The sequence below is a fragment of the Mesorhizobium sp. M0663 genome, assembly GCF_040320585.1.
Lineage (GTDB): Bacteria > Pseudomonadota > Alphaproteobacteria > Rhizobiales > Rhizobiaceae > Mesorhizobium.
Genome location: NZ_JAMYPX010000001.1, coordinates 490264 through 502311, shown reverse-complemented (window position 1 = coordinate 502311; position 12048 = coordinate 490264). Strand labels below are relative to the sequence as shown.

Genomic DNA, 12048 nt, shown 5'->3' with positions numbered 1-12048 from the left:
GACAATCCGCATGTTCGACTTTGCCGTGATCCGGTTCGACCGACGACGAAAGAGCGCCCGCGCTTGATGAAGCGCTGACTGGCGAATGCTGCCGCTTGCAGCAAACCTTTCCTCGCATACCGGAACGCAAAGACCATGAGCCTTGCCGACTTGAAATACCTGGCCGACGTGAAATACCTACCGGAAACTCCGGCGCACGATCCTGAAATCGAAGCCATCAATGACGAGGCCTTCGGGCCGGGCCGTTTCGTGCTTGCCGCCTACAAGATCCGCCAAGGTGGCCCGCACGAACGCGCTTTGTCCTTCGTGGCCGTCGATGGCGCAATCGTCGTCGCCTCGGTACGGATGACGCGCATCGCCGCCGGTGCCGGCCGCGCGCTGATGCTCGGGCCGCTCGCTGTGCGGCCGGCCTTCAAAAATCTCGGCATTGGCCGCAAGCTAGTGGCAATCGCGCTGGAAGCCGCCGCCAAGGCCGGCGCACCGGCGGTGATGCTGGTCGGCGACGAACCCTACTACGGCCCGCTCGGCTTCAGGAGGCTGCCGCGCGGGCAGATCTCGATGCCGCGTCCGGTCGACCCCGACCGGCTTTTGGCGCACGAGATCGTGCCGGGCGCGGTGGCGAGGCTGGCGGGCGAGGTTTGCCACGCCGACCAGGCAAGGATTGCCGCGCACATCGCCGCGATGGCATGACCGTGCCGGTGCTGTCGCACGGTGGCTTGGCGGCATAGTCTGGGCACGGAGGAGGACGTCGAGATGAACCCGAACGGCCAGATTGCGATCGTCACCGGTGGCGGCTCCGGCCTTGGCGAGGCGACGGCGCGCGCTCTTGCCGCCGGCGGCGCCAGGGTTGCCGTCCTCGATCTCGGTATCGAGCGTGCGGCCAAGGTGGCGGCTGACATCGGCGGCATCGCCGTCCGATGCGATGTGAGCGACGCCGAGAGCGGTGCCGCCGCAGTCGCGGAAGCGGCAGAGACGCTCGGCGCACCGCGCATCCTGGTCAATTGCGCCGGCATCGTTGTCGGCATGAAGACGATCGGCAAGGACGGACCGCATCCGCTCGATCAATACCGCAAGGTGATCGAGGTCAATCTGATCGGCACCTTCAACATGATCCGCCTGGTCGCCGACCGGACCGCCAGGCTCGAACCGCTGCAGGGCGGCGAGCGCGGCGTTATTATCAACACCGCATCGGTCGCAGCCTATGACGGCCAGATCGGCCAGGCTGCCTATTCCGCGTCCAAGGCCGGCGTCGTCGGCATGACGCTGCCGGTGGCGCGCGATCTCGCCCGCTCCGGCATTCGCGTCTGCACCATCGCACCCGGCATCTTCAGGACGCCGATGATGGCCGGCATGCCGCAGGAGGTGCAGGATTCGCTCGGCGCCGCTGTGCCCTTCCCTTCCCGTTTGGGCGAGCCTTCGGAATACGCGGCACTTGCCTTGCACATCATCGAGAACCAGATGCTCAACGGCGAGACAATTCGCCTCGACGGCGCTATCCGCATGGCGCCGAAATAAACGCGACGGTGGTGCTTTGGACAAACCAAAAAAGGACGTGATCCGCGCGACCGATCCCGAGGCGATCAGGCTGGCAAAGACGCTGATCCGCAGCGCCCGTTTCGGCGCGTTGGCAGTGCTCGAACCAGGAACCGGTTCGCCGCTGGCCAGCCGGGTCGGCGTCGCCACAGACATCGACGGCACGCCATTGATCCTGGTATCGATGCTGTCCGCCCATACCGGCGCCATCCTTGCCGACCCGCGCTGTTCGTTGCTCGTCGGCGAACCCGGCAAGGGCGATCCGCTGGCGCATCCGCGATTGACGCTCGTCTGCCGCGCCGTGCGGCTGGAACGCGGCTCGAACGAGCACGCCCGCGCCGAGCGGCGCTACCTCAACCGCAATCCCAAGGCAAAACTCTATGCCGGGCTCGGCGACTTCTCGATCTTCCGGCTCGAACCGGAGCGCGCCAGCCTGAACGGCGGCTTCGGCAAGGCCTATCTGCTCGACCGCACCGATCTGGTCGCGACGGGAGCGATCGTCGAAGAGCTTGCCGCCGGCGAGCAATCGGCGCTCGACCACATGAACGCCGACCATCTCGATGCGATTGCCCTCTACGCAAGTCATTTCGGCGGGGCCGAGAGCGACGGCTGGATCGTCACCGGGTTCGACGCCGACGGGATGGATCTCATATCGGGCGACAATGTCTGTCGGGTTTTCTTCCCCGAGCCGCTGAGAGCGGCGCGCGACCTCAGGCCTGTCCTGGTCGACATGGCCAAGGCTGCCCGATCGGCAAAATAATCACAGCCGCACGGTTAATCGGCTTGCATGGAAAGCAAGCCTTGAGATTTGAGCGAAATGTTCTACCTTTGCGAGTGACGCTGAATCGCTGGCGTGCATCTATAGGGAAAGTCTATGGAATCCGACGCTATTGCCCCCATAGCGGCGGATGAGCAAGAAGGCATGGGGGATCTATGGTCTCGAACAAACTAGTCGCCAACGCCGGAACCGCGGCTGCGTTTCTGACGCTGATGGGCAACGAAAAACGTTTGTTGATCATGAGCTATCTAGCCGAGGGCGAGATGTCGGTCGGCGCCATAGCCGAGAAGGTGTCGCTCAGCCAATCCGCCCTGTCACAGCATCTGGCCAAGCTCAGGGCTTCCGACCTTGTCGAGACCCGCCGCGACCGGCAAATGATCTATTATTCCTGCAAGTCCGCGGCGGTGCGCGAATTGCTGCACATGCTGGACGGCATTTTCGGCGAAGGTGAACTGTCGCAGATGGCTCACCGGCTGCGTCGCGCCGGGACCTGAGCGGCCGAGGCGGAGAACGCCCCGCCAAATCCGCTTTGCTGCCAAGTCCGCCTTGCTGCCAAGTCAGCCTTGCTACTGAACGCGCTCGTCGGCGGCCTGCGCAATCTCGTCCTTGAACTCGACCTTCGTGCCCGGCTGCACCATCGAGGCAAGGTCTTCGGCATCCCAATTGGTCAACCGGATGCAGCCATGCGAAAAGGTGGTGCCGATCTTGCCCGGTTCGGGCGCGCCGTGGATGCCATAGCTTTCGATGGAGAGATCTATCCAGATCGATCCCACGGGATTGTTCGGCCCGGCAGCGATGGTGAAGGGCCGCTTGGTCTTGACCCCCTTGAAAGCGAAGTCCGGATCGTAGTGATAGGTAGGGTTGTGCACCACGCGCCTGACCTCCGCCATGCCGCTTGGCGCCGGCTTCTCGTCGCTCCCAATCGAGGCGGGGTAGACCGCCAGCCATTTGCCGGCACGGTCGAGCACACGCACCTGGCGGGCGCCCTTGTCGACCTCGACGGCGGCAACGCCGGCGGGAGGGTCGCCCCTGCTGACATCAGGCACCACCAACGTCCTGCCTGGTTTCCTGAGGCTGGTGCCCGGATTGAGCATTCGCAGCAATTGTTCGCTGACGTGGAAGCGCTCAGCCAACCTCTCCACCGCATTGCGGTAGCCGAGCCGCCGCAAGCGGGCCATCCTCTCCAAGCGAGCCGGAATACGCCTGGTGAAAGGTCCGCGCACATCCTTGCGCATCACCTCATAGGTCACCAGCACCGGCTTGGCGGAGCTTGCGATGAGTTTGCTCCAGGTCTGTGGACTGAGCTTGCCATCGGGCGGAAGTCCGTTTGCCGCCTGAAACGCGGCGACGGCTTTGGCGAAGTTCTGGGAAAGGCGACCGTCGATGAGGCCCGGCGAGAAGCGGGCGCGATCCAGAAGGATCTGCGCCTTCAGCAGCATCGGATCGACACCCGTCGGTTCGCCGATAGTGAATTGGGCCTGATTGACGGTGGTTGGATCGAGCTTGGCCGCGCGAGCCACGCCGCATGCGAGGGCAAGCGTGGCGGCAAAGACGAGGAGGAGCCTGATCATCGATGTCCTCCCAGGACCGCAGCAGGAGCCCGCCTCTATGACGCGGCATGGCCCTGTGTGGTTCCTTCGCCCATCGAAATTCTGCATTGAAGCGGCTTGGCCGAAGAGCCGTGCCGCGGAAATCAAATATCGCCGTGCCGCCAGGAGGCCAGGCAGGGCATCTCCGCCCGGCGCCTAGTGATTGGATTTGACCGTTAGAACGGCGTGCATCCATTTGGACACTGAGATACGGTCAGAGCTTCGGATCCGGCATCATGCCTTCCGAATCCGAATCCCGATTCGCGGCCGACGCCAGGGTCCGCCGAGGAAGCCATGAATCCGATCCGCATAGACGACCCGCAGGATCCTCGCGTCGCCGCCTATCTCTACATCCGAGAACGCGATCTTGCCGGCCGGCAGGGCCGTTTCGTCGCCGAAGGCAAGGTGGTGCTCGACACGCTGCTTGCCGCCCGTCGCTTCGAGGCAGAATCGGTGCTGGTGCTCGAGAACCGGCTGGCCGGCCTCGATGACGTCCTGCGCAAGGCGCCTGCCGGGCTTCCGATCTATGTCGCATCCGGCGAAGTCATGGACAGGATTGCCGGATTCCACATGCATCGCGGCATATTGGCGATCGGCCGCAAGGGCGCGGCCGTCTCCGCTGAAGCTTTGCTCGGCGCACTGCCCGCCCGCGCGCTGATCGTGGTGCTGGTCGGCATCGCCAATCATGACAATATGGGATCGATCTTCCGCAATGCCGCCGCCTTTGGCGCGGATGCCGTGCTTCTCGATCCGACCTGCTGCGATCCGCTGTACCGCAAGGCAATCCGCGTCTCGGTGGGCGCGGCCTTGAAAGTCCCCTTCGCCTGCTTTGCCGATACCGCCGGCTGCACCGCAATGCTCGACCGGCAAGGCTTCAGCCAATTCGCCTTGTCGCCGCGCGGGCAGATCGACATTCGCGATGCCAAGAGAAACGGCCGGCTGGCGCTCTATCTCGGCACCGAGGGCGAAGGCCTGCCGGAAAGCCTGCTTGCCCGCCTGCAGACGCTGCGGATCGGTATGGCGCAAGGTTTCGACAGCCTGAACGTCGCCGCCGCGTCAGCCATCGCACTGCATTATTTTTCCGGAGCCTAATGCATGTCGCGCAAAAGTGTGCAGCGGTTTTGCGATAACGACATGCATCAAACAAGAACTTAAAGCGCGTCGCATTAAGCCGGTCGAACGCGGCGCGCCTTAGAGCCGGGGGTGTGCTGCTCTTGGATCTGCGGAATCTCAGTCGGTCGAAGCGGCCTTCTGCAGCGCCCGCACCCGATCGGCAAGGCTGCGTCCGCCGCTCCCCGGCCGCGTATCCTCAGGCGCGGCAAGCGCCCGGGCGATCGGCGAATCCGGCCCGTCGAGCTTTGCCGTCAAGGCCACGACTTGCGCCGCCAGATCGTTCATCTCTTCGCGCAATGCGGCGCTGGCGCTGCCGGTATCGTCTCCGGCCTGTGATTTCGACGTTTCGACGGCAGCAAGATCTGTCTTCAGCCGCCTGTTCTCGCGTGCCAGCGACGTCAGCCTGGCCTCCAGCCGCTCGCGGTCGGCATCGAGCTTGGCGGTTGTCTTTTCGATGTCGCCGTTGGCGGCCACATTGACCTGACTGCCTGGCACGCCGGCAAGACCCACCGCAGGCGTTCTTTCAGCGCCTTTCGGCTTTTCGCGAAGGCGCACCAGTTCCTTCTCGCGGCGCTCCAGCCTGTCCTCGCGATCGGCCAGCGAGGCGAGCAGGCGTTCGACCTTCTTTTCCAGGTCGCCGGTTCTTTTCTTCTCGGCCTTCAACGCGTCCCGCAAAACCTTGCTTTCGGCTGCCAATTCCTGGCTGCGCCTGTCCGCCTCCTTGCGCTGGCCGCGCAGCAGCGAAATGTCGCTTGCCAACTTCTGCAGCTCGGATTCGCGCGCCACCAGCTCGATCTGCCGGCTGCTGGATGAAAAACTGGCGTCGTCATACATGTGCTCCAGTTTCCGCAGTTCGAGCCCGCGCTTTTCGAGGGCGCGCTCGGTCTCCGCAAGCCGTTCCGACAGCTGCTGCAGCTGCTCATCGCGCTTGCGAAGCTCCTCGCCCCTGGCTGTAAGATCGGCGACGACCCGGTTCTTGTCCTGTCGCTCGGCCGCCAATTCCTTCAGGGCTTCGCGGTCGCGGCCGATCTCGACCAGCTGTTCGGCGGCCTTCTCGCGCAATGATTTGACGGTCATTTCAAGCCGGCGCACCGAAACGGCGAACTCGGCGCGAATGCGATCCTTGTCCGCCTGGATCTCGGCCAGCGTCAACGGCATCGAGCCCTCGACGCGCTTGCGCGTCAGCGCCACCGCCCGCCGCCACACGGCCGGAGCAATCATCAGCGCCAGAAAGCCCGCGCAGAGAAAGCCGAGGACAAAGAACAGGATCGACTGGACCAAGATGACTATCCGTTGTGCATGGCAACCGCCAAAGGTCGACTTTGCCATCTTCGCATGACGGAAATCCGGCGCCACGGCAAGAGTATGCCGCGGCAAAGCTCAGACCGTGGGATCACAGGTCCAATCGCAGTGGCGCCATCATGCAGGTCAGAACGGATTCCAGGTCGCGCGCTGGGTGAGCTTGAGGTAGCCGAGATTGACGCCGAGACGAGCGCCGACGCCGGTACGGATCGGCACGAGCAGCACATTGTTGTTCTTCAGCACGTTGAAGCCGACGCCGGCGACGACATAGGCGGAGCCGGCGACGCCGCCAAAACGATTATAGAGGCTGCTCACATCGTCGAGATTGTAGACCAGCATCATGACGCGCGAGCCCTCGCCGCCGAAATCCCAGCCGAGCGACGGGCCTTGCCAGAACACTTTGTGGTCGCCCGCATTCTTGGTGTAGAGCGTGCCTTCGCCATAGGTCAGGCCACCGATCAGCGCCCCGGACCCCTCTTCGCCGAGCAGATAGCCGTTCGGCAGGCCATAGGTGGCGAAAATCTTCTCGACGACGGTTGCGAGCCCGCCCGATGTCGCGCCGAAGAATTTATGACCGGAATCGACGATCTCCTGCGCGGTGTATTCCTGCGCCCGCGCGGCCGATGCCGAAAAGGCGACAAGGCCGATGAGCGCGATCGTCATTGAGATGACACGGAAAAAAGTCCGGTCGTTGAATCGGGAAACCATGCTTCCAATCTCCGTCAGGGAGCACTTTCGCCGACGCCTCGCACCCGTACGGCTCTTTGGCGGCCGTTAAGGATGACTGTTAGGGGCAAACTATGCCGTAATCCTTTTTCAACCATTAAACTCCCACATGAAGATGGCGGTTCGAAGGCTGTTTTCACATCGCCCGCGCAGCACCCTGCTGCGTGAACACGCCATTTTCGACAATCATGATTTCGGATTTGTTGCTGCACGCACAAGCGCTGTGTATTCAGAATGCTTGGGAGAGAGCGTGATTCGTGTGGACAGGCGTGATCATGATCGCCCGGTCATTGTGTTGTGAAATTTGCAGGGATTTTTGCCGATGGCCGAGCTTTTCACCCTTTCCGCACCCGATCTGGCCGCGCTGCTGTGCAGCCGGGTCTGCCACGACATCATTTCGCCGGTCGGCGCCATAAACAACGGGCTTGAGCTGCTCGACGAAGGCGGCGCCGACGAAGACGCCATGAAGCTGATCCGCCAAAGCGCCAAAAACGCCTCCGCCCGCCTGCAATTCGCCCGCATCGCCTTCGGCGCTGCCGGTTCCGCCGGCATGCTGATCGACACCGGGGACGCCGAGGCCGTGGCCATCGCCTTCCTGAAGAACGAGAAGCCGGAACTGATCTGGAACGGAACCCGCGCACTGTTGCCCAAGAACAAGGTCAAGCTGCTGCTCAATCTCATCCTCGTCGCTAACGCCGCCATTCCGCGCGGCGGCAGGCTGGTGGTCACGCTGGAGAACCTGGAGACCGAGCCGCGCTTTGCGCTCGCGGCGAGCGGCCCGATGCTCCGCGTGCCGCCCAAATTCCTGGAATTGCATTCCGGCCACAGGCCGGAAGAGCCGATCGACGCGCATTCGGTGCAGCCCTATTACACGCTGCTCCTGGCCCGCGAAGCCAACATGACGATTTCGATCCATGCGACCGCCGACGAGATCGTCCTTTCTGCAGTCTGAAGTTCTGCTAAGAGCCGGAAAAGTATTTTCTCCAAATCATATTTGCGGCGTCGTCTTAACATCTGTGAGACCGGCTTGCAGATTAATTGCGTGAAGCATTGCGAAAGAAGATTTCGCTTAAAACACCTTCAGGAAAATTTTACCTAACGGCTTTTCGGCTTCTTTACCAGATCGGCCTATGGTCCCCGGCAGATGCCACGACGCTGTCGGTTTGCCGCATGGCAAAGAGGGTCCGGGAATGAAACGCTGCATGTTCGTCGACAATTCGAGCGTCATCAGGAAGGTTGCAAGGCGTATCCTGGGCGGTTCCGGCATGATGGTGATCGAAGCCGCCAGCGGCCATGAGGCGATCGAGATGTGCGCGGTCGACATGCCTGATATCATCGTCGTCGACGGCGCCTTGCCGGACATGCAGGCGCAGGACCTCATCCGCCGCGTGCGCGCCATGGAAAGCCCGGTAGTGCCGCAAGTTTTGATTTCGCTGGTCGAGGTCGACGTCGGGGCGATCATGCGGGCAAAGCGCGCCGGCGCCCAGGGCTACCTGCTGAAGCCGTTCAACCGGCCGCAACTGCTCGAGTGCTTCCGCGCCTTGAAGATTGCCGCCTGATCAGAGCCTGTTCCATCTGGATGAAATCGGGATGAGCTCTATCTCGTTGTTTTACCAGGTTCTTTTCCGAAAGCCGGCGCCCATTTTGGGATCATGCCCTTGCTTCAGGCGCTGACCCGGATATCTTCAGGCTCACGCAGCACATAGCCGCGGCCCCAGACGGTCTCGATGTAATTCTGCCCGCCAGACGCGGCGTCGAGCTTCTTGCGCAGCTTGCAGATGAAGACGTCGATGATCTTCAGCTCCGGCTCATCCATGCCGCCATAGAGATGGTTGAGGAACATTTCCTTGGTCAGCGTGGTGCCCTTGCGCAGCGAGAGCAGTTCCAGCATCTGATATTCCTTGCCGGTCAGATGGACGCGCTGGCCACCGACTTCAACGGTCTTGGCATCGAGATTGACCACCAGGTCGCCGGTGGTGATGACCGACTGGGCATGGCCCTTGGAACGCCGCACGATGGCATGGATGCGGGCGACCAGTTCGTCCTTGTGGAAGGGCTTGGTCATGTAATCGTCGGCGCCGAAGCCGAGGCCGCGCACCTTGTCCTCGATGCCGGCCATGCCGGAGAGGATGAGGATCGGCGTCTTCACCTTGGAAAGGCGGAGTGTTCTCAACACTTCGTAGCCCGACATGTCGGGGAGGTTGAGGTCGAGGAGAATGATGTCGTAATCATAAAGCTTGCCTAGATCGACACCCTCTTCGCCAAGGTCGGTCGTATAGACATTGAAACTTTCTGATTTCAGCATCAGCTCGATGCTTTGTGCGGTTGCACTGTCGTCTTCTATCAGCAGAACGCGCATTTCATTCCCCTTTTCTGCTGCCGGACCATTTCACGACCCGTCCAGGACCGGAGCAGTGATTGCCCTGAGCAGAGGCTGCCATCGAATGGTTAATAAAACCTAATTCCCCGTCCGTGACGGTATCAGATTTTTTAACCCCTTTCTACACCTTGTTGAATCCAATAACGAATCACAGACCCAAACCGTTAATGCGGCACATTAATAAGCCAGACTAAGTGACTCTTCGGACTCGTTGGCCAGGTTTCGCGACGAGAAGCAGAATTTTTACCCGCCCTTAAGTCCTGAGCCGTATGATTAACAATGCCCGTAAACGAATGGTTACCGCCGGCAAAAAACTTTAGGAGTTTGTTTCCCATAGTTCGGGGAAAGCCGGTGGAAACGGGGTCAGGCCTGGGCCTTGCCGGGTGAATTGGACGATATGTGCAGGTGTGCGTTTCCGGGAGTACCGAATCATGAAGTCACGTGAAAACCTCGTTCGGCTGAAGCAATTTCAGGTGAGCGAGAAGCGGCGGCAGCTGCTGCAGCTCGACATGATGATCGCCGAATTCGAGCGCATGGCCGTCGAGCTGGAACTTCAGATCGCCGCCGAAGAGAAGAAGGCCGGCATCACCGACATCAATCATTTTGCTTATCCGACCTTCGCCAAGGCGGCACGCCTGCGCCGCGACAACCTCAGGAATTCGCAAAGCGACCTCGCCCAGCAGCGAAATGTCGCCGAATCATTGCTGAGCGAGGCCGAAGCCGAGCTTTCCAAGGCCGAGATGCTGGAATCGCGGGACACCAAGACGCGCGACACGGAAGCCGGCAGCCGCAGCGCCATGATCGGCTAAAACAAGGCTTTAACGCGCGCCGCGCTTGAGCGCCATTGCTGCGCACCGAACGGTGCCGGCCTCAGGCACCCAGATATTCTTGGTGTTCCGCCGCCCGCGCGCGGGCATCCTTGATGTCGGGCACATGCTGCTCCGACCAGGCTCTGATCTGATCGAGCAGTCCTGCCAGGTTCTGGCCGAGTTCGGTCAGCTCGTATTCGACTCGCGGTGGAATGACCGGGAAGATTTCGCGCCGCACAAGGCCGTCGCGTTCGAGGATGCGCAGGGTCTGCGTCAGCATTTTCGGCGTGACGCCTTCGAGCTTGCGCGCCAGTTCGCCGTTGCGAAGCCGGCCGCGGCGCAGCGCACAGATCACAAGGTGGACCCATTTGCTGGCGAGCGTCTCGAGCACGGCGTGTGACGGGCACGACCGCCGAAAGGCGTCATAGCCGAAAGGGGAAACATCTTCACTATCCATGAGGTGCGTATATATCAAAAAGGTACATACTAGACAAGATAATGTAACTATCCAAGTGATAGTGGCACATCAAAACCAGCAGGAGAGCCTTCCATGCGTGCCATTATCCAGAATTCCTTCGGCGGACCCGACGTCCTCGTCATTGCCGATCGCCCCGCGCCATCACCCGAGGCCGGCGAAGTGCTCGTCCGCATCGAGGCGTCCGGCATCAATCCGGTCGATGGTGCGGTGCGCGGCGGCCACTATCCGCTGCTTGGCGAGCCGCCTTTTGTCCTTGGCTGGGACGTTTCGGGAGTTGTCGAGGCGCTGGGCTCCGGCGTCTCCGGCCTCAAGGTCGGCGATGCCGTGTTCGGCATGACGCGCTTTCCCAAACAGGCGGCAGCCTACGCCGAACTCGCCGCTGTCCCGGCTGATGAGCTTGCGCCGAAACCTCAAGGCATAGATCACGCGCAAGCCGCCGCGCTGCCGCTGGCCGGCCTGACGGCCTGGCAAGGCCTTGTCCGCCATGGCCGGCTCGATTCTGGCAAGCGCGTGCTGATCCACGCCGGAGCCGGCGGCGTCGGCCATCTGGCGGTGCAGATCGCCAAGGCGCACGGCGCTTACGTCGTCGCGACCGCCAGCCCGGAAAAGCTCGATTTCGTCCGCTCGCTCGGCGCCGACGAGGTGATCGACTACACAAGGGATGATTTCACCGGGAAGGCCCGCGACATCGATCTGGTTCTGGACCCGTTCGGCGGCGTGCATGCGGAGCAATCACTGAAAGTGCTCACGGCCGGCGGCGTTCTGGTGTCGCTGCTCGATGTCAGCGATGCCACCAAGGCAAAGGCCAGGACGCGAGGCATCCGCGTCGAGCGCATGTCCGTAGTGCCCGACCGTGCCGCTCTGGTGGAGCTCGGCAAATTGATCGACGCGAAAAAGCTGGCCGTCCACGTGGCAAAGGCGTTTCCGCTCGAACAGGCCGGTGCCGCCCATGCCTTTCTCGCCACCAGGCCGATCGGCAAGGTGGTGCTGACGGTCTGAAATTGCAGATCGTCGCCCCTCGCAAACGTAAGGGCGCTGATCAGCGCCCTTATCGGCCTAATGCCGGTATTGCTGGATGCGCGTGGTGCGCAGGCCGGCAAGGCCGTATTCGTCGATCGACGCTTGCCAGGACAGGAATTCCTCGGTGGTGAGCTTGTAGCGCTGGCATGCCTCTTCGAGGCTCAAAAGCCCGCCACGCACCGCCGCCACCACTTCCGCCTTGCGCCGGATAACCCAGCGACGTGTGTTTGTCGGCGGCAGATCGGCGATGGTAAGTGGGCTGCCGTCTGGCCCGATAACATATTTGACTCGCGGTCTAATTAGATCGGTCATCGTACTCT

15 protein-coding genes are annotated in these 12048 nt (G+C 62.0%); 9 read left to right on the top strand and 6 right to left on the bottom strand.

The genetic code is table 11. The annotated features are described in order from the left end of the window. The first annotated feature begins 135 nt into the window (after nucleotides 1-135). From NKI54_RS02440 to NKI54_RS02425, 4 genes are all read left to right on the top strand, one after another. The gene (locus NKI54_RS02440) at nucleotides 136-690 is read left to right on the top strand and encodes a GNAT family N-acetyltransferase (RefSeq protein ID WP_352690549.1); all 555 of its coding nucleotides are present in this window, start codon (nucleotides 136-138) and stop codon (nucleotides 688-690) included. A 63-nt stretch (nucleotides 691-753) separates the two neighbouring features. Next, nucleotides 754-1515 (top strand): 3-hydroxyacyl-CoA dehydrogenase, encoded by a 762-nt coding sequence (locus NKI54_RS02435; protein ID WP_023679551.1) that lies wholly within the window; start codon nucleotides 754-756, stop codon nucleotides 1513-1515. A 16-nt stretch (nucleotides 1516-1531) separates the two neighbouring features. After that, on the top strand, nucleotides 1532-2293 hold the full coding sequence (locus NKI54_RS02430; RefSeq protein ID WP_352690547.1) for a HugZ family pyridoxamine 5'-phosphate oxidase: 762 nt from the start codon (nucleotides 1532-1534) through the stop codon (nucleotides 2291-2293). Nucleotides 2294-2466: 173 nt separating this feature from the next. After that, nucleotides 2467-2805, top strand: coding sequence for an ArsR/SmtB family transcription factor (locus NKI54_RS02425; RefSeq protein WP_023679553.1), 339 nt, complete (start codon nucleotides 2467-2469; stop codon nucleotides 2803-2805). Nucleotides 2806-2877: 72 nt separating this feature from the next. On the opposite strand, the gene NKI54_RS02420 is transcribed toward NKI54_RS02425, so the two are convergent. Then, entirely contained in the window at nucleotides 2878-3882 is a 1005-nt protein-coding gene (locus NKI54_RS02420; protein WP_352690545.1) for a L,D-transpeptidase, read from the bottom strand. A 312-nt stretch (nucleotides 3883-4194) separates the two neighbouring features. Here NKI54_RS02420 and NKI54_RS02415 point away from each other — a divergent pair, with 312 nt between their 5' ends. Next, the gene (locus tag NKI54_RS02415; protein WP_352690543.1) at nucleotides 4195-4992 is read left to right on the top strand and encodes a TrmH family RNA methyltransferase; all 798 of its coding nucleotides are present in this window, start codon (nucleotides 4195-4197) and stop codon (nucleotides 4990-4992) included. A gap of 138 nt (nucleotides 4993-5130) precedes the next feature. Here NKI54_RS02415 and NKI54_RS02410 read toward each other — a convergent pair whose 3' ends face one another. Beyond that, nucleotides 5131-6294 carry a coiled-coil domain-containing protein gene (locus NKI54_RS02410; RefSeq protein ID WP_352690542.1) on the bottom strand — a complete coding sequence of 388 codons (1164 nt, stop codon included), beginning with the start codon at nucleotides 6292-6294 and terminating at the stop codon, nucleotides 5131-5133. Nucleotides 6295-6441: 147 nt separating this feature from the next. Next, on the bottom strand, nucleotides 6442-7023 hold the full coding sequence (locus NKI54_RS02405) for a DUF1134 domain-containing protein (RefSeq protein WP_352690540.1): 582 nt from the start codon (nucleotides 7021-7023) through the stop codon (nucleotides 6442-6444). Nucleotides 7024-7363: 340 nt separating this feature from the next. Between NKI54_RS02405 and chpT the strand changes: the two genes are divergently transcribed. Continuing rightward, nucleotides 7364-7993 (top strand): histidine phosphotransferase ChpT, encoded by a 630-nt coding sequence (gene chpT, locus NKI54_RS02400; RefSeq protein WP_023679558.1) that lies wholly within the window; start codon nucleotides 7364-7366, stop codon nucleotides 7991-7993. A 238-nt stretch (nucleotides 7994-8231) separates the two neighbouring features. Then, entirely contained in the window at nucleotides 8232-8600 is a 369-nt protein-coding gene (locus NKI54_RS02395; protein WP_023679559.1) for a response regulator, read from the top strand. Between the two features lie 104 nt (nucleotides 8601-8704). On the opposite strand, the gene ctrA is transcribed toward NKI54_RS02395, so the two are convergent. Further along, entirely contained in the window at nucleotides 8705-9400 is a 696-nt protein-coding gene (gene ctrA / locus NKI54_RS02390) for a response regulator transcription factor CtrA (protein WP_006203583.1), read from the bottom strand. 452 nt (nucleotides 9401-9852) lie between these two features. On the opposite strand from ctrA, the gene NKI54_RS02385 reads away from it, so the two are divergent. Next, on the top strand, nucleotides 9853-10230 hold the full coding sequence (locus tag NKI54_RS02385; protein WP_023679560.1) for a flagellar export protein FliJ: 378 nt from the start codon (nucleotides 9853-9855) through the stop codon (nucleotides 10228-10230). Nucleotides 10231-10291: 61 nt separating this feature from the next. On the opposite strand, the gene NKI54_RS02380 is transcribed toward NKI54_RS02385, so the two are convergent. Next, nucleotides 10292-10687, bottom strand: coding sequence for a winged helix-turn-helix transcriptional regulator (locus NKI54_RS02380; RefSeq protein ID WP_023679561.1), 396 nt, complete (start codon nucleotides 10685-10687; stop codon nucleotides 10292-10294). 93 nt (nucleotides 10688-10780) lie between these two features. Here NKI54_RS02380 and NKI54_RS02375 point away from each other — a divergent pair, with 93 nt between their 5' ends. Further along, a complete protein-coding gene (locus tag NKI54_RS02375; RefSeq protein WP_352690538.1) occupies nucleotides 10781-11707 on the top strand; it encodes an NADP-dependent oxidoreductase in 927 nt (308 codons plus the stop codon). Nucleotides 11708-11764: 57 nt separating this feature from the next. On the opposite strand, the gene sciP is transcribed toward NKI54_RS02375, so the two are convergent. Next, nucleotides 11765-12040, bottom strand: coding sequence for a CtrA inhibitor SciP (sciP, locus tag NKI54_RS02370; protein ID WP_023679563.1), 276 nt, complete (start codon nucleotides 12038-12040; stop codon nucleotides 11765-11767). Nucleotides 12041-12048 lie beyond the last annotated feature (8 nt).